Source organism: Microcystis sp. M144S2 (assembly GCF_020246065.1).
Taxonomy (GTDB): Bacteria; Cyanobacteriota; Cyanobacteriia; order Cyanobacteriales; family Microcystaceae; genus Microcystis; species Microcystis ichthyoblabe_A.
In genome coordinates this window covers 1-18,037 of the sequence record NZ_JADBTR010000110.1, presented here as the reverse complement: position 1 = coordinate 18,037, position 18,037 = coordinate 1, and the positions used below count along the sequence as shown (strand labels likewise).

15 protein-coding genes and 1 tRNA gene are annotated in these 18,037 nt (G+C 41.0%); 12 read left to right on the top strand and 4 right to left on the bottom strand.

Features of this window, described 5'->3' with window-relative positions; genetic code table 11:
- The first annotated feature begins 249 nt into the window (after window positions 1-249).
- The 5 genes from IM462_RS13260 to IM462_RS13240 all read left to right on the top strand — a co-directional run bounded on the left by IM462_RS13260 (window position 250) and on the right by IM462_RS13240 (window position 6,234).
- The gene (locus IM462_RS13260; RefSeq protein ID WP_287702632.1) at window positions 250-1,875 is read left to right on the top strand and encodes a dipeptide ABC transporter ATP-binding protein; all 1,626 of its coding nucleotides are present in this window, start codon (window positions 250-252) and stop codon (window positions 1,873-1,875) included.
- Window positions 1,876-2,036: 161 nt separating this feature from the next.
- A complete protein-coding gene (locus IM462_RS13255; RefSeq protein WP_193961030.1) occupies window positions 2,037-2,282 on the top strand; it encodes a hypothetical protein in 246 nt (81 codons plus the stop codon).
- Entirely contained in the window at window positions 2,276-4,411 is a 2,136-nt protein-coding gene (locus tag IM462_RS13250) for a glycosyltransferase (RefSeq protein ID WP_287702629.1), read from the top strand. Before IM462_RS13255 ends, IM462_RS13250 begins: the two co-directional genes overlap by 7 nt.
- Window positions 4,412-4,642: 231 nt before the next feature.
- Window positions 4,643-5,608 carry a M48 family metallopeptidase gene (locus IM462_RS13245; protein WP_287702627.1) on the top strand — a complete coding sequence of 322 codons (966 nt, stop codon included), beginning with the start codon at window positions 4,643-4,645 and terminating at the stop codon, window positions 5,606-5,608.
- 359 nt (window positions 5,609-5,967) lie between these two features.
- Complete coding sequence (locus IM462_RS13240; RefSeq protein WP_002780719.1) at window positions 5,968-6,234, top strand: DUF6761 family protein; 267 nt, start codon at window positions 5,968-5,970, stop codon at window positions 6,232-6,234.
- Window positions 6,235-6,315: 81 nt separating this feature from the next.
- On the opposite strand, the gene dacB is transcribed toward IM462_RS13240, so the two are convergent.
- Window positions 6,316-7,206 carry a D-alanyl-D-alanine carboxypeptidase/D-alanyl-D-alanine endopeptidase gene (dacB, locus tag IM462_RS13235; protein WP_287702634.1) on the bottom strand — a complete coding sequence of 297 codons (891 nt, stop codon included), beginning with the start codon at window positions 7,204-7,206 and terminating at the stop codon, window positions 6,316-6,318.
- A gap of 280 nt (window positions 7,207-7,486) precedes the next feature.
- Here dacB and IM462_RS13230 point away from each other — a divergent pair, with 280 nt between their 5' ends.
- Window positions 7,487-8,437 carry an ABC transporter ATP-binding protein gene (locus IM462_RS13230; protein WP_287702625.1) on the top strand — a complete coding sequence of 317 codons (951 nt, stop codon included), beginning with the start codon at window positions 7,487-7,489 and terminating at the stop codon, window positions 8,435-8,437.
- 48 nt (window positions 8,438-8,485) lie between these two features.
- On the opposite strand, the gene IM462_RS13225 is transcribed toward IM462_RS13230, so the two are convergent.
- Window positions 8,486-9,118 carry a Uma2 family endonuclease gene (locus tag IM462_RS13225; RefSeq protein WP_002755412.1) on the bottom strand — a complete coding sequence of 211 codons (633 nt, stop codon included), beginning with the start codon at window positions 9,116-9,118 and terminating at the stop codon, window positions 8,486-8,488.
- Window positions 9,119-9,297: 179 nt separating this feature from the next.
- On the opposite strand from IM462_RS13225, the gene IM462_RS13220 reads away from it, so the two are divergent.
- The 5 genes from IM462_RS13220 (at window position 9,298) to IM462_RS13200 (ending at window position 15,955) form a co-directional block, all read left to right on the top strand.
- The gene (locus IM462_RS13220; RefSeq protein ID WP_287702622.1) at window positions 9,298-11,289 is read left to right on the top strand and encodes a DUF262 domain-containing protein; all 1,992 of its coding nucleotides are present in this window, start codon (window positions 9,298-9,300) and stop codon (window positions 11,287-11,289) included.
- 131 nt (window positions 11,290-11,420) lie between these two features.
- Entirely contained in the window at window positions 11,421-12,614 is a 1,194-nt protein-coding gene (locus tag IM462_RS13215; protein ID WP_287702620.1) for a lipase family protein, read from the top strand.
- 42 nt (window positions 12,615-12,656) lie between these two features.
- The gene (locus IM462_RS13210; RefSeq protein ID WP_287702619.1) at window positions 12,657-13,427 is read left to right on the top strand and encodes an HAD family hydrolase; all 771 of its coding nucleotides are present in this window, start codon (window positions 12,657-12,659) and stop codon (window positions 13,425-13,427) included.
- Between the two features lie 198 nt (window positions 13,428-13,625).
- Entirely contained in the window at window positions 13,626-14,984 is a 1,359-nt protein-coding gene (trxB, locus tag IM462_RS13205) for a thioredoxin-disulfide reductase (RefSeq protein ID WP_287702617.1), read from the top strand.
- 140 nt (window positions 14,985-15,124) lie between these two features.
- A complete protein-coding gene (locus IM462_RS13200) occupies window positions 15,125-15,955 on the top strand; it encodes a metal ABC transporter permease (RefSeq protein ID WP_287702615.1) in 831 nt (276 codons plus the stop codon).
- Between the two features lie 246 nt (window positions 15,956-16,201).
- Here the strand turns inward: IM462_RS13200 and IM462_RS13195 are convergent, their stop codons facing one another.
- On the bottom strand, window positions 16,202-16,783 hold the full coding sequence (locus IM462_RS13195) for a DUF3727 domain-containing protein (protein ID WP_287702613.1): 582 nt from the start codon (window positions 16,781-16,783) through the stop codon (window positions 16,202-16,204).
- A gap of 47 nt (window positions 16,784-16,830) precedes the next feature.
- The gene (gene surE, locus IM462_RS13190) at window positions 16,831-17,643 is read right to left on the bottom strand and encodes a 5'/3'-nucleotidase SurE (protein WP_287702611.1); all 813 of its coding nucleotides are present in this window, start codon (window positions 17,641-17,643) and stop codon (window positions 16,831-16,833) included.
- 57 nt (window positions 17,644-17,700) lie between these two features.
- Between surE and IM462_RS13185 the strand changes: the two genes are divergently transcribed.
- Window positions 17,701-17,773 (top strand) — tRNA-Arg (locus tag IM462_RS13185).
- Window positions 17,774-18,037: the final 264 nt, after the last annotated feature.

Genomic DNA, 18,037 nt, shown 5'->3' with positions numbered 1-18,037 from the left:
TTTTTTCTTTGTCAGTAAGGGTGTCAACAAGGAATATTACAAATTGTTAACCGAGTCTTGAAAGCCTTGTGCTACAAAGGTTTGAAATGTTAAGAAAGATGTGACTAAAGGACAGCCTTATCAAGGGGGGCAGGGGGGATCGGCACCCCCCTTATCAAGGGGGGCAGGGGGGATCAGAGGCAAAATCTATCTTCGATTTAATTATAACTACTTACTTAAGTCCTAACTTTTATCGTTACCGATCGCGTCATGTTGGAAATTAAAGACCTAAAAATTGCCTACCCGACCGAATTAAGTTCTCCCTCTTGGGCGATCGATGGGGTATCTTTTAGTATAGGCAAAGGGGAAACTCTGGGATTAGTGGGTGAATCTGGTTGTGGAAAATCGACCATCGGTAAGGCTATTTTAAGGTTATTACCTAATCGCACTCACGTGGAAGGTGAGATTACCTTTGAAGGGCGATCGCTTTTATCTTTATCTAGCAAACAGTTAGAAAAGTTTCGCGGGGAAGCGGTGGGATTAGTCTTTCAAGATCCGATGACGCGACTGGATCCGCTGATGACTATTGGCGATCATTGTGTGGAAACTTTGCAAGCTCATCGAGGAAATTTAACCTATCGTCAAGCTAAAAATCAAGCTTGTACTGTCCTAGAAAAAGTGAAAATTCCCGCTAATCGTTGGTCCCAATATCCTCACGAATTTAGCGGGGGAATGCGGCAAAGAGTGGCCATTGCTTTAGCTTTATTATTAAACCCTAAGTTAATTATTGCCGATGAACCCACCACCAGTTTAGATGTGACAGTTTCGGCGGAAATTCTACGGGAATTAAAGCGTTTATGTAGCGAGGAACAGATGGGATTATTGTTAATTTCCCATGATTTAGCGATGGTGGGAGAATATTGCGATCAATTAGCGGTAATGAAGGGGGGCAAAATTGTCGAATCGGGAGCGGTAAAAACAGTTTTTAATACACCTCAACATCCCTACACTCGCTCTCTTTTGTCCGCCGCTTTACACCTACAGTTACGGGAGGAAAAATCAACAGCAATTCAAGGCAAAGAAACGGTGTTAAAGGTGGATAATTTAAAACAGTATTATACCCTAGAAGGTAACTTTTTAGATAGTTTTTTCAAAAAAGAAAAGAAATTTATTAAAGCGGTGGATGAAGTCAATTTTGAACTGTATCGAGGGGAAATATTCGGTTTAGTTGGGGAGTCGGGGTGTGGGAAAAGTACCCTATCGCGAACCCTATTACAGTTAATTAAACCCACCGGGGGAAAAGTGGAATTTTTAGGAGAAGATTTAACCCCTTTGTCGGCGGAAAAAATGCGTCCAAAACGGCGCTTAATGCAGATGATTTTTCAGGATCCCCTCGCTTGTCTCAATCCTTTAATGACGGTGGGAGAAAGTATCGCCGATCCGCTTTTGATCCATCAAAAAATTAGTCTAGAAACGGCGAAAAAACAGGTTTTAGAAATGTTAGATCGAGTCGGTTTAACACCAACAGAGGAATTTTATCGACGCTATCCTAGGGAGTTATCGGGGGGACAACAGCAAAGAGTAGCCATTGCTCGCGCTTTAATTACTCGTCCGGAATTAGTTATTTGTGATGAACCAGTTAGTATGCTTGATGCTAGTGTTCAGACACAGGTTTTAGAGTTAATGTTAGAGTTACAAAAATTATTTAATCTCACTTATTTATTTATAACTCATGATCTTTGGTTGGCGAGATTCCTCTGCGATCGAATTGCGGTGATGACTGCGGGTAAAATAGTTGAAATGGGTGACACTGAACAGATTTTTAGCCATCCCCAACACCCCTACACGCAAAAATTAATCGCCGCAGCTCCGAGAATTTATCCCGACAGCAACTAAAATTGCTCTAGGGGTTTATAATTGTTATTATCTAAGTAGGTGGGTGTTAAAGATTGTCAGTTCCCCCCCCTTATCAAGGGGGGATTAAGGGGGGATCGAGGGCGAAATCTATCTTCTATTTAATTAGAACCACTTACTTAAATATATTTAGGAAAGAAAAAATGGCCAGACAACTTCAGATAACTCTCCCTGAAGATACTATGCAACTTCTCGATCGATGGTTGACAAGTAGTGATTATCCTGAAAAAGAATATAATAATTTAATTAATGAAGCGATTAAATTATATATTATGGAACAACAGAGAAACTACCTCAAGCAACAATTAAAGGAAGGAGCTATTATTAGAGCAGAAAGAGATTTAAATTTAGCACAAGATTGGTTTTCCCTAGAGGAGTATTTATGGTAATAATGATTATTTTTAAAGTTAAAAAACTGCTCAAAAAATTTGTCTTTAGTCTCCAAGAGGAAGGATGGAAACCAGCACTAAAAAAGACGAAACGAAAAATTATTAAAATTCTTACAGGAAAGAGTTCTTCTGAATTTGAAGAACAGGTGATCGAAAGTGCTAAATTAGCTGAACCGCGGCCCCTAGAAATTGCCAGCAGTGACAATCCTTTAGTCTCAATTATTATTCCTGCTTATAACCAATTTGCCTACACCTTTAACTGTTTGGAATCCTTAAGTGTTAACTTAAGTTCTGATTTAGCTTATGAAATAATCATTGTTAATGATGCTTCCAGCGATGAAACTTTAGAACAATTAGCTACTTTAATTAAAGGAATTAAAGTATTAACTAATGCAGAGAACTCTGGTTTTATTCGTTCCTGTAATTATGGAGCTAGTCAAGCAAAAGGTCAATACCTATATTTTCTCAATAACGACACTCGTATTCTGGAAAATTGTCTAGAAAGTTTATTAAAATTAATTGTCAATAATCCCCAAGTTGGTGCGGTGGGTTCTAAGTTAATTTATGCTAATAGTAAACAACAAGAAGCGGGGGGAATTATCTGGAATTCTGCCGATGGTTGGAATTATGGACGCTTAGATAGTCCCGATGAACCAGAATATAATTATGTGCGTCCCGTGGACTATTGTTCGGGGGCCAGTTTATTAGTTCCCACGGATTTATTTAAGCAATTAGGTGGTTTTTCTCAAGACTTTATCCCCGCATATTACGAAGATACAGACTTATGTTTTGCCCTCCGAGAATTGGGTTATCAAGTCCTCTATCAACCCCAATCTAACGTCATTCACTACGAAGGAATCACCTCGGGAACAGACCTTTCCAGTGGGATCAAAAAATATCAAGTTATTAATCAAACTAAGTTTCGAGAAAAATGGTCAAAGGTATTAACTAAACACCTAGATAACGATGCTAATAATGTCCCCAAAGCTGCCCGACGTTTACAAGGAAAACCGACAATTTTAGTCATTGATTCCTACGTTCCACTATACGATCGAGAATCCGGCTGTGTGCGTTTATTAAATATTCTTAAGCTACTGCTTAATTTAGGCTATTCAGTGATTTTCTTTCCCGATAATGGCTATCCCGAACAACCCTATACTTCCGTCCTGCAACAGCTAGGAATTGAAGTTATTTATGGCACACCGCAAAGATATAATCTAGAAGAAAAATTAATCAAATATTTACCCCTGATAGATGGAGTTTGGTTGTGTCGGCCTGAATTGTGCGATAAGTATATGGATTTAATTCGCTTAAAAACAAAAGCACCAATTATTTATGATACAATTGACCTGCATTTTCTGCGTTTAAAACGACAAAAAGACTATCTCGATCCCAGTTATCAAAATACTAGCTGGAGTTGGGAAACCTATCAGAAATTAGAGTTAAACTATGCTAACCAAGCGGAAGCAACCGTGGTAGTAACGGAAGACGAAAAGCAGGTTTTATCCTCTTTGGGAGTGAAAAATGTTTGGGTAATCCCCAATATTCATGAAGAAATTTCTCTGTCAGAAAAAGTTGCCTTTGACCAGCGATCGGGTTTAGTATTTATTGGTAGCTACAATCACCCTCCTAATATTGATGCAGTCAAGTGGTTATGTTTAGAAATTATGCCCTTAGTTTGGGCATCCCGTCCCGATATTACCGTTAATTTATTGGGAAGTAACCTCAAGGATGAAGTGAAAGAATTAGCCAATGATCAAGTGATTGTTACCGGTTATGTTCCCGAAGTAGAACCCTATTTCCAAAAGAGTCGCATTTTTGTCGCTCCCCTGCGATTTGGTGCGGGAATGAAGGGTAAAATAGGTCAAAGTCTTTCCCTCGGATTACCGACTATTACCACAAAAATTGGTGCCGAAGGTATGGGATTAATTGACCACCAAGATGTTCTAATTGCCGATACTGCTGAGGAATTTGCCCAAGCAGTGATCGAACTCTATGATAATAGGGAATGGTGGCAAAAACTCGCTGATAATTCCCTAGAAACTATTAAGAGATACCAACCCGCTACCGTGCAAACTAATCTACAAGCTTTGTTATCGAATCTAGGAATTGTTGCTAAGGATAGTTAACAAGAAAAAAGCTCATTTCTCCCACAGGTCTATTCTATGTCACCAAAATCAACTCTAGAATCAGCAATTTTGCAGAGTTAAAAACCTATTGAGAAAGTCGGAGTTCTCTAGAAGTAGTTCCCGACTATAACCCCCTCACTTCTCTCGAAAAATTTGGCAAGAAAAACTCAAAAACTTGGCAATTAATACCCGTTTATTTCTGATTAACGACTCCTTTCTCCTTGAAAAAATATGCCAACTTATCCTGATATCTCCAGTCAAGCTTTTAAACATCCCCTAGATCAGCAAGCTGAACAGGCCTTAAGATCAGTTCCGGGGTTTGATTTATTAGCGAAAAGTTTTTCCGAATATCTCTACGAACGTCCCCAGCAAATTTTATTAATGGGCAATGATCTAAAAGTCGGCCCGCGTCAATACGCCACTTTATACGGCATCTATCGCCAATGTCTGCGGGATTTAGATATGTCCCCAGAACCGAATCTTTATGTCAGTCAAAACCCTTTAGCCAATGCCTATTCTTTGGGTTCAGAACATCCGTATATTGTCTTTAATACTGCCCTTTTAGACCTCTTAGATGAAGAAGAAATTCGAGTAATTCTTGCCCACGAATTAGGTCATTTAAAATGCGATCATAGTATTTTAATTCAACTTTCTTTTTGGGTGATGGGGGCGGCTAATTTCCTTGGAGACATCACCTTAGGACTAGGAAAAGCCATTACTACTGGTCTAGTTTATGCCTTTTATGAATGGCGCAGAAAAGCCGAATTATCCGCAGACAGAGCCGCTTTATTAGTTACCGATGATTTAAATTTAGTCCTGAGAACTTTAATGAAATGTGCGGGAGGAAGCCAAAAATATCTGCATGAATGCAACTTAGAAGAATTTATTCGTCAAGGGGAAGCCTACCGACAATTAGACCAAGATAACTTAAACCAGATTTATAAATTTCTCATTTATAATGGCGGTAATGGTTCCTTTTTAACCCATCCTTTTTCCGTGGAAAGAGTCCAGTATCTACAGCAATGGTTTAACTCGGAATCCTATCGTCAAATTCGCCGGGGAAACTATGCCAAAACAGGGGTAAAAAGCTCAATTAATGTTGATGCTAATGATAGGGAAAGCGAAAGATTACAGCGACAAATAGCAGAACTACAGGCAGAAATTGAACGGGCAAAAAGACAAAGAAACCCTGAATAATCTATACGAAGGCAGGAGACAGGAGACAGGATTCAGGAGACAGGATTCAGGAGATTGCCTTTATTTATTCTCCCTTCTCCCCACACCCCACACCCGTTCGGACTTCGGCGTGAGCTCAGTCGAACGCTGAGCTCACGGCCGAAGCCCACACCCCACACCCCACACCCTACACCCTACACCCCACACCCCAAACCCCACACCCCACACCCCACACCCTTTACTGATCACTGAAAATTCTCTTGTCTGTGTTTTGCCGATTTGGTGGGTACAATAGAGATAGGGGAAACCAAGAATAGCAATTCTCCCTAGGATTATCTATACAAACTTACCCCCACTCTCTCTTTTTTGTTCTACTGCCCATGCTCCAAGATACCCAATCCATTCGTTACTATCAAAGACTGACCGATGACATGGTGGATCTTTGGCACCGTGGCTCACGTTTTGATGAGATCCGGCTATATGTAGAAGGCTATTTAGCCTGTTTACGCCATTCTAATTCCATAGAACCCTATCTAATTCATCGTCTCGAAGAAGAAATATTTCGTTTTCTGCGAGATCCTTCTAATTTTGAATATCTCTCCCCCCAAACCCAAACCCAAACTGAAGCAGATTATGGCTATTATTAACCATTAGTCTTGCCTCATCTCCACAAGCAATTTAAATGCGCGGACAGCTGGTCAGGACAATTGGGTATTTTTACAGGAGAGCTACTGAGGTTGACAGGAACGAGATTCGGTCATCTGTAGAACAATAGTATCGATCGCTTTCACCAGAGCCTGTCCGGAAACCCGTTGATTATTAACGATAATGCTAAATAGCATCGGTTCTTGGTTGGGGTTTTCTAGATAACCCGATAGGGCCCGCACACCGGTAAGAGTGCCAGTTTTAGCGTAAACTGTGCCGGTGGCTGCCGTCTGACGCATTCGGTTTCTCAGGGTGCCACTAATTCCCGCTACCGGTAAGGAAGCATAGAAAGTATCGCGATTAGGAGAATAATACATCACCCGCAAAATTTCCACGATCGAGCGGGGAGTAGCGGTATTACGGCGGGATAATCCCGAACCATCGGCGAGACGAAAACCACTGGGATTGATGCCCAATTGTGCCAAGATGGCAGTAACACTTTTAGCACCGCCGATAAAGCGAAAAAGAGTGTCAGCGTAGAAATTATTACTTCTCTGATTAGTGATATTCACCCAATCGCGCAGGGATTTTTTGCGAATTGTCGTTTCCGGGTTCATCGCTTGTAAAGCGGCAGCCGTGGTAAATAACTTTGTATTAGAAGCAGGGATAAAATAGCGATCGGCGTTATGACTATAAATAACCGTTTGGCGATCAATAGATTCGATTAATATACCCCACTGATTGGGAGCTTGACCGATAATTTTATCGATATTTGCCCCAATCAATTGAGTACAGGTATTATTATTGGTGTTATTGTTTTCCGGCGGGGGAACGTATAATTCGATGGATTCGTTCGACGAGGAAGGAGCGGGATAAACGGAGAGATTAACTTGAGCGATGCCAGGGTAGGCCAAGGCGATAGTGGCTACACTGGCCACTGTCAGGGAATTAAGGCAAGTGAGGAGTTGTTTCATGCTGTGTTTGTGTAAGAGTCTGGTTTCCATAAGCGTTCGCCCTATTGTACCAGTTGCCGCTCAAGTGTCAACGTTACCTGTCTAACAGATTTTAGCCGCTAATTTTCGGCAATGCCAGAGAAGAAAGCTGGCAATAGCCCGGAACTGCACTGATACCGCTTCTCAAGACTGGTGGGAATTTTTCTGGGTTCCAAAACTGGGCTATTTTGATACTGTTGACATCGCTGCTGACAATTGGGGAATAATAAAAGCAAAGTCTAGGAGAGATGATTCCAAAACAATGACGAATACCAGCCGTCAAACGGTGCTAGAGACGTTAAACTTACAAAAAACTTATCGGACGGGATTCTGGTTAAATAAGAAAATCGAATCCTTGAAAAACTGTACTTTAATTGTCCATGAGGGGGAAACCTTTGGATTATTAGGCCCGAACGGTGCGGGCAAAACCACGCTCTTAAAAACCCTTTTAGGGATTGTCCGACCCACTTCTGGACGGGCCTTGATTCTCGGTCAACCAATTGGCGATCGCTCGGTCAGGCAACGCATCGGCTATCTTCCCGAAAATGCCTACTACTACGACTATCTCACCGGCTGGGAATTCCTACAATTAATCGCCAGCATTTTTAAAATTCCCTCTTCTGTGCAGAAAAAACGCATTCCTGAATTATTGGATTTAGTGGGATTAGACCGCAAAACTGCCCAGAAAAAGCAATTGCGTCAATATTCTAAGGGGATGATGCAACGGATCGGTATAGCTCAAGCATTAATCAATGATCCAGAATTAGTCTTTCTCGATGAACCGATGTCGGGACTGGATCCTATCGGTCGCTATCAGGTGCGAGAAATTATTCACTCCCTCAAACAAAGGGGGAAAACCATCTTTTTTAACTCTCATATTCTCTCCGATGTGGAACAAATTTGCGATCGCATTGCCCTGTTAGCTCGGGGAGAATTACTTTGTGTCGGTTCCCTCGACCAAATTCTCGGTCGTGCTGATGTCTATCAGGTGATTGTTCAAGGTGGTAGGGAGGAGCAACTACAGCAATGGCTCCTCGGTTTGCATTGGCGCGATAATTGTTGGCACGGACAATTACAGGGAGAACCCGATGCTTTTCTGGCTGCCCTGTCTAGTATGGATGTTCGCTTGATCAGTCTTAATTTAGCTCGTGCTTCCCTAGAAGAATTTTTTATCGACCAATTACGTCAGCGCGGTATTACCTCTAGTCAATAGGCACTCTCAGAGCAAATCCGTTTTTAATAGTAGCCAAGAAACATCCTCTCAGATTTGGTCAGGATTAATGCCCAATTCCCGCAGTTTATTGGCTAATCTTTCCGCTCGTTGTTTTTCCTCGTTATAGCTGGTGAAAGCTTGTCCATCGGGATAAAAAAGCAACATTTCTGGTTCCCCCAACTGAAAACGAATACCTAAACGGGGACTAACCCAATTATCGAGAGTTTCCAGAATTTCTAGCTGATTTTCCCCTCTTATCCAACCACTGGCATCATTTTTATGGGGATCATAAAGATAATACTCCTCGACCCCATAACGGTCATAAAATAGCTGTTTTTTGGCCATTTCCGTGAGGGTGTTACCCGGAGAGAGGATTTCAAAAACCACCTGGGGACTAATGTTATTTTCTAGCCATTGTCGATAGGAACCTCTTTCCCCTTTTGGTCTCCCAAAAACCACCATGATATCCGGCGCTTGACGCAGTTTATTATCATTTTCCACGGGATACCAAAGTAAATCCCCCGCAACAAAGACATCAGACTGCTCGCGAAATAGCCAGTCTAAATTAGTTTTAATTGTTGTGATCCAACGAAATTGCAAGGTATTATCGGCCATAGGTTGACTATCGCTATCGGGGTAGATAATTTCAGTGACGTTAGTTTTATCTAGTTGTGAAACCATAAGACTAAGTTAAAAGGGAAAAATATAATTCTATAATAGCGGGCATTTGTATTATATAGCAATTTGTCGGCTGGTTTAACAAGGCGTAACCCACCGCCAGGATCCTAGACAGTGCCAAATTGCTGTGTTAGAGTGATAAATACTAGGAATAATCGGTCTATCTTCCTATACTAGCCCCTATGCAAGCATCGGTAGTTACTCTTCAAGAAATTATTCAAGGCAACACACAATATATAATTCCACTATTTCAGCGCACTTATAGTTGGAAAAAGAAAGATTGGGAAGATTTATGGGATGACATAAGCTATTTGTACGGTCAAGAAAACCCTCGTCCCCATTTTATGGGTTCGATAGTTAAAACTCAAGTTTCGCCTAACTCCGGCGTGGTCAATAAATATCTGCTAATTGATGGACAGCAACGTTTAACGACTATTTTTCTGCTCTTTGCTGCTTTGCGAGACGTAGCGAAAGACCAACAAGAACAGGATTTAAGCGCAGAAATTGACAAAACATTTCTTGTTAATCCCTTTAAAAAAGGTTCTGATTACTTTAAAATTCAACCTACTCAGTTAGACCTAGAATATTTTCAGTCTGTAATCCGTGGCAAAATCATCGACAAAGAAAATACCATATCCCAGTGTTATTTCTTTTTTAAAAGAAAGATCAATGAACAATCATATTCGTTAGCTAAACTAACAGAAGTTATCTGTAATCACTTATCTTTGGTCAATATAACTCTTGGTAATGACGACGATCCCTACCTAGTATTTGAAAGTTTGAATGCCACGGGGCAGCCTTTAACTGAGGCCGATTTAATTCGTAATCATTTATTTATGAAGGTTCGTCAAGAGGAGCAACAGACACTATATGATAGATACTGGCTGCCGATGCAGGAAAAATTAGGAGATAATTTAACAGAATTTATCCGTCACTATTTATCAAAAAGTGGGGCAGAAATTAGAAATAACGAAATTTATTCTGCCTTTAAAAATAAACTAGCTGATAATAATCCCGCTCTCTATATAGAGGACTTATATACATTTTCCATGTATTATGCCAAACTAATCACTCCCAGGCTGGAAAATAATTCTAGTATTCGTAAATATCTCGATTCTTTTCAGCGTCTAGAGGTCTCTACTATCTATCCATTTCTTTTAAATTGTTATGATGACTGGGGAAATAGCAAATTATCTGAAAAGGACTTTATAGAGGTTTTAAAAACCCTTGAAAACTTTCTTGTCCGTCGTTTTGTTTGTGGTATTCAGACTCGCGGACTTAATAAAACTTTTGCTTTACTATATTCCCAAGTTCAAAAAGATGCTGCTTTAAACTCTGAACCTTTTATTAAAAGATTAAAAATCTCTCTTCAAAAGAAAGACTACCCAAAAGATAATGATTTTAAAGAAAAGTTAATAACCATCAAACTATACGGAGGAAATCGCAGCGAAAAAGCGAAAATTATTCTCGGTGCGATCGAAGAATCTTTTGGTCATCGAGAAACTGTAGATTTAAGTGATTCTCGCCTGACTATTGAACATATTATGCCGCAAAAACTAAATGATAAGTGGAGAGATTATTTGGGAACAGATGCAGATATTACCCATCAACTTCTTGTGCATACTTTAGGTAATTTAACCCTGACGGCTTATAATGGAGAACTGGCGGATAAAGATTTTTCTCACAAGAAAGAAGAACTCCATAAAAGCCATCTTGAAATTAATAAATACTTTGATAGTATTAACTCATGGCAAAAAGAAGATATCGAACAACGTGCCGAATATTTAGCCGAGCGTGTTATAAAAATTTGGAGTTATTTTGGCGATGATTCGCTGCCAGTCAATGAAACTGCATCTGTCAAGGATACAAAACCCAAAAAACTAATTATTCGTGGTAAACAACAAACAGTTAAAACTTGGAAAGATGTACTAATTTGTACTCTGAATACTCTCTACGATCTAGATCCTGAAAAGTTTCAAGAGATTGTGCTAGAGTTTCCTCGCTTTTTATCGAAAGATGACACAAAATTTCGCCGACCTCAAAAACTTGAAAATAATATTTTTATAGTAGAAACTAATTTTTCCGCCAAAGATATCTACTATTTTTGTGTAAAAGTAGTAGAAACTATGGGATTATCCTCAGAGGATTGGTCAGTCGAGAGAGAACCTAAATAATCACTCCAACATCTCTTGACAAATAGGATAACTTGTGCATTACTATATCTCGCTCCATCCTGATATTTTTCTGAAGCTAGAAGGGTATATTAAGAGAGATTCCGATCACCGCTTATTGAGATAAATCTATTATGCTTATTTACTTTATTCATGGAGTGGCCACAAGAGATGCTAGTTATGCCAATAAATTAATTAAACTAATTGAAGAAGAATGTAAACGCAAAAATCGGGCGATTCCCTACTGTTATGCAGGATTTTGGGGAAATGTTCTCAAAGGAACCGAAAAATTATGGCGAGATATCGACCAAGAATTACAGACACAAAAACAGAAAAATAGTAATTTTAACCCCGAGCAATCCTTTCGCTATCAAAATTTTAGAAAAGAGTATTTATCTTATTTTATCGGTGACGCATTTACCTATTTAGGCAGCGATCGAGGAAACCAAATTCGCCGCATTATTGCCGATCAATTAATCGATCTTGTTCAAGCTTATCCCCAGGAAACCGAATTACATATAGTCGCCCATTCTTTGGGTACTGTAATCCTTTGGGATCTGTTATTTTCTGAGCGTTTTGATCCTAAGGATCCCGCTCATGAAATTCGTAATCTTATCGGTAAAGAACGGGGCAAACTTTCCCTATCTAGTGTGACAACAATGGGTTCACCGATCCCATTTTTAAATCTAACTCTAGGCATTGATACCAATCAAATTGAAAAATTTATTAGCCAGCATCAAGGCCAGCGTTTGCTCTGGAATAATCTGATTAATTCCTCCGATATTATCGCTTATCCAATTCGTCCTCTTTTTGATTCTATAACCGATGTATCCAAGATTTTAATGAGCGATTATTATCTAGAAGCGACTGGCAATATTTTTGATTCCGTAGAAATTGCTGCCGTTGTCTTAAATTCCCTTAATGCTCATACCTATTACCTAGCATCAGATAAAGTGGCTAAAAATATCGTAGAGACAATTTATTTTGGCCAGCAGGATTATAATCATGGTAATAGTTACAGTGATAACACTTGTGTTGATCTTGCCATAGAAAGAATAGCCAAAATATCTGGGGTGACTAAAGATGTGGTAAAAATGAAACCTTTAAAAGAAAAAATATTACTAGAAGGTAAATTCAAAGATGCCAGTGGTTATATTTATTTAAGCTCAGATTTATATCGTGTGCATCATGTTTATATACAGGACAATCATCAAAATATTGTATATGCTGTATATGTGGGCTGGATTCATGTAGAGGGATTAAAAAATTCTGTCACCGAAATCATCAGACAGCTATGTTATGTCAACGATGAAGCAAAGAATAGCTAATAGCTGCGCTATACTGCCATTATTGAGATTAAACCAGCATTTATGAATCAATCCCCCCGTATTCTAGCACTGGATTTTGATGGTGTTCTTTGTGATGGCATGATCGAGTATTTTCAGATTAGCAAACGCACCTATGAAACCCTTTGGCCAGAAATAATTCCCGAGGATTTTTTCCCGAGGTTTTCGCAACTTCGTCCCGTTATCGAAACCGGTTGGGAAATGCCTTTACTGTTGCGATCGCTCGTTCTCGGTATTCCCGACGAGGAAGCTTTAAATAATTGGCCGTTAATTCGGCAAAATCTGCTAGAAAGGGATAAAATAGCGAAAAAAGTTCTCTCAAATGCTCTCGATGGTCTTAGGGATCAATGGATTGAGTCGGATCTAGAGTCTTGGTTAGCCTTACATCAATTTTATCAACCTGCGATTGATCGCCTGGCCTCTCTTTTAGACTCGGATTTTTTGGTTTATATCATCACTACCAAAGAAAGCCGTTTTGTCAAGCAATTGTTACAAAAAGTAGCAATTAATTTTCCGGCAGCGAGATTAATTGGCAAGGAAATTAAACAGCCGAAATACCTGACTATTCAGCAAATACTGGCTGATTTACCCGAATCTCCCGCTAATTTGTGGTTTGTCGAGGATCGTCTCGATGCGTTGGAATTAGTGGAGCAACAAGCAGATTTAAACGACGTGGGCTTATATTTAGCCGATTGGGGCTATAATACGGCTCAAATGCGCCAAAAAGTTGCTCAAGATACCCGTATTAAACTGTTATCCCTATCTCAATTTGCGGCAGACTTCACCCACTGGTAAAGTCAGTGACGAAAAATATTACACAGATAACCGGTAAGTAGATAGGTATTAAAAACTTTCAGATCCCCCCGCCTATCGGCACCCCCCTTATCAAGGGGGGATTAAAGGCAAAATCCATTTTTAATTTAATTATAACCAGCTACTTAACTGATGCTGCTATACTAAAAAGCGTAGTCGTTATGAGTTGCATTTACGGTTATGACTGTCGAGAATTTAGTCATTATTGGTTCGGGACCGGCGGGATATACGGCGGCGATTTATGCGGCGCGTGCGAACTTAAAACCCTTGATGTTTGAGGGTTTCCAAGCGGGAGGCATTCCGGGGGGACAATTGATGACCACCACAGAAGTAGAAAATTTCCCCGGTTTTCCCGAAGGAATCACCGGTCCGAAGCTGATGGAAAGAATGAAGGAACAGGCCGAAAGATGGGGGACCCAATGCTATACCGAAGATGTTATCTCGGTGGATTTAAGTCAGCGTCCTTTTACCATTCTTTCCACGGACCGGGAAGTTAAGGCCAATAGTATTATTATCGCCACGGGAGCCACTGCCAAACGCTTAGGATTACCCAGCGAGGCCCAATTCTGGAGTAACGGCATTTCCGCTTGTGCTATCTGTGACGGTGCTACACCGATATTTAGAGAGGAAAACCTCGCTGTCATCGGTGGCGGTGACTCCGCAGCCGAAGAAGCCGTATATTTGACTAAATACGGCTCTCACGTCCATTTATTGATACGCGGGGAAGCGATGCGTGCCTCGAAAGCAATGCAGGACCGGGTGTTAAATAATCCGAAAGTTACCGTTCATTTTCACACCCAAGCGGTGGATGTGTTCGGTACAGGCAGTAAAATGGCAGGATTACGCATTAAAAACTCGCAAACGGGAGAAATTAGCGAATTAGCCGTTAGAGGTTTATTTTATGCCGTCGGTCACACTCCCAATACTTCCCTATTCCAAGGACAACTAGAATTAGACGAGGTGGGTTATGTGAAAGTCAAACCGGGGACCGTTGCTACCAGCGTCGAGGGGGTTTTTGCCGCAGGAGACGTACAGGACCACGAATACCGTCAGGCCATCACCGCCGCAGGTACGGGGTGTATGGCGGCGTTATTGGCAGAAAGATGGTTATCGGAGCATAATTTAATCCAAGAATACCGTCAATCAGCCACTTCTGAACATTACGAGACGAAAACCGTTAGCGAAACCCCGGCCGATACGGAGGAAACTTTTGATATTAACAAAACCCGTCACGTTGGGGGTTATGCTTTGCGGAAATTATTCCACGACGGCGATCGCTTGTTAATGGTAAAATATGTTTCTCCCACCTGTGGCCCCTGTAAAACCCTGAAACCGATTTTAGATAAAGTGGTCGATGAGTACGATGGCAAAATTTATTTTGTGGAAATTGACATCGAAGCTGACCCGGAAATTGCCAAAATGGGTCAAGTAACTGGAACTCCCACGGTACAATTCTTTAAGGACCGGGAATTAGTCAAGGAAATGCGCGGAGTCAAACAAAAAAGCGATTTTCGTCAAGTAATTGAAAGTTATCAATAATCAGTTATCAGTTATCAGTTATCAGTTATCAGATGTGAGTTTTGAGTTTACTGTTTACTGAAAAAGCTCCCCACACCCCACACCCCACACCCGTTCGGCTGAGCTCACGGCCGAAGCCCACACCCCACACCCCACACCCTATGCTAGAGGCTTTACAATTTGATTTTATGCGCCATGCGATTGCCGCAGGAATATTAGTTAGTATTGCCTGTGGGATTGTGGGTACTTTGGTAGTAGTTAATCGCGTGGTTTTTATCAGTGGGGGAATCGCTCATGCTGCCTATGGAGGGATAGGAATCGGTTATTTTTTTGGGATTAATCCCCTGGTGGGGGCGATATTTTTTACCTTTTTTTCGGCTTTAGGCATGGGGTTTTTACAGCGTCGCATCCGCGAGAGAGCCGATACTTTAATCGGGGTGATGTGGGCGATTGGTATGGCGATTGGGGTAATTTTTATTGATTTAACCCCCGGTTATAAAGCTGATTTGATGAGTTATCTTTTTGGGAGTATTTTAACTGTACCGAGGGATGATTTATGGATAATGGCGGCCATAGATATATTAATTATAGCCTTAGTTAGTATCTTTTATAAGGAGTTGTTAGCCATATCTTTTGATGAAACCTTTGCGATTATTCGTAATATTCCCGTGGAGATAATTTATTTAGGTTTAATGGGAATAACCGCTTTAACTATTGTGGCAGTAATGCAGGTGGTGGGATTAATTATGGTAATTGCTTTGTTAACTATTCCTGCGGCTATCAGTGGACAATTTGTTAAAAATATGAAGGGAATGATGGTCCTAGCGATTATCTTAGGAATTGTCTTTACTTTGATTGGTTTATGGTTATCCTATAGTTTAAATCTCACCTCGGGGGCGACAATTATTTTAGTGGCAGGATTGGGTTATTTAATCAGTCTTGCTTGGAAACCTTTCATCCTCACTATCACCAGAAAAATAGCTAATCTTTAAAGCTCTCCCCTAGTTGTGGTGATATAGCATTTATCTTAATAGTGAGGTATAAGGTTTTTATTTTCGGGAGACAGGAGCCAGTCGTTAATACCAAGTTAGGTTATACTTCATCTTTATGATAAACGCCGTAATTTAAAGAAAGAATACCAAATCCGTGTTAATCGCAATGATGATGAAATCCCGAAAGATATACTGTGACTAGATTTATCAATAATTTTGGTTGGCGGATTTGGTAAAATCAAGTAATTAATCGAGTTCATCAAACAAAAGTTCCTCTAGAATCGGTCCCATACCGTCATCATCGGGGGAAACTAATTCAACCTTCCCTTCCCCATCACCGACAGCTAAGAATAACAAAGGAGCAAGGGGACTGTAAATCGAGTATTTTTGGTCTTCGGAAAAGAAACTGGCGAGAAATTGCAATTCTTCCGGCTCTGATGACGAGGAAGGGCTATCGCTATCGATTTCTAAACTGAGAACATTATCTTCTTCTAGGGGAGGCAATTCACCACTAACGGTTAAAGTGTGAGCAGTGGGTTTGAGCAATAGGTCTAATTCTGCTAAAACTGCCTTAGCATCGGCAAAAACCCGCTCGATTTCCTCGCTATCTTCGATTAAGAAGGCATCAGATTCTTCTTCCTCCGATTCCTCGTCCCAAGCTAGAATCATCACCGGGGTATCCACGGGGACAAGAAGCATATAGGTAAGGTCATCGGTTTCATAGGCATTCTCAATATAACAGTCTAGTGATCGACCTTGCTCATCCCAGAGGGTTATGACATCCGCTTCTTCGAGTTCGTTTTCTTGAAAATTAAATTGAGGGGACATAGGCTCTCAAACGCTAATGATTGAATCAGAATATCATGAGATGCTCCTCAATCAAGCCAAGAATTCCGGTGCAAATGTTGAAAACCCTGTACATCAGTTAAATTGTATTGTAGGGGCGTGATGGTGATAAAATTCTCGCCAATAGCGCGCACATCCGTAGGCACTTGCGGGGGTAAATGGCTGTAGTCCGGTTGTTCGATATCTTCCACCACTTCCCCAATTAACCAGTAATAACTTTTACCCCTGGGGTCCAGTCTTTTCTCGAAAGTTTCCTCGTAGCGTCGCAATCCCTGCCTAGTGATTTTCACTCCCTTGATTTCGGCACTACTAACCGGAGGGACGTTGACATTGAGTAAAGTGGGAACAGGAAAAGGGTTAAGGGTAACTTTCCTGACTAAGGTGAGGGCAAAATCCGCAGCCGGTTGGAAATCACAAGCTTTAAAACTGGCCAGACTAACGGCAATACTGGGAATACCTTCGATTAATCCCTCCATGGCCGCGGAAACCGTGCCAGAATAGAGGATATCAGTGCCGAGATTAGACCCGTGGTTAATGCCGGCTAAAACTAAATCGGGACGCTCTTTGAGGACGGCACTAAGGGCAAATTTTACCGAATCGGCGGGAGTTCCCGAGCAGGACCAGGCAATCACATCGGGGTGAAAAATTCCTTCCACCTGTTCGGCCCGGATGGGATGGTGTAAGGTTAAGCCATGACCGGTGGCAGAGCGCTCGCCGTCGGGACAAACTACGGTGACTTGATGACCGGCGGCAGCGAGAGTGTTGGCAAGGGTGCGGACTCCTAGCGCGGAAATACCGTCATCGTTACTGATAAGTAATTTTAAAGAGCGATCGCTAGTCATGGGAAATTTCTGCTCTACTGCGCCGGCTAGTGGTATAATGTAATAGTATTTTATCGTGGGTACGTAGCTCAGAGGATAGAGCACCAGGTTCCGGTCCTGGGTGTCGGGGGTTCGACTCCCTCCGTACTCGTTCAGTAATGTAGGGTTGATTCATGAATCAACCCTACCCTTTGGGGGTAGTAGTGCTTTTCTTGATACTCAAGGGATTGAGTATTACTTGCGATTTTATTGCTCAATCCAAGTTTTTGGGGGGTAGAACCCCCCAAACCCCCTAGAGTTGATTTATTGTAGGGTTGATTTATTGTAGGGTTGATTTATTGTAGGGTTGATTTATTGTAGGGTTGATTTATTGTAGGGTTGATTTATTGTAGGGTTGATTTATTGTAGGGTTGAT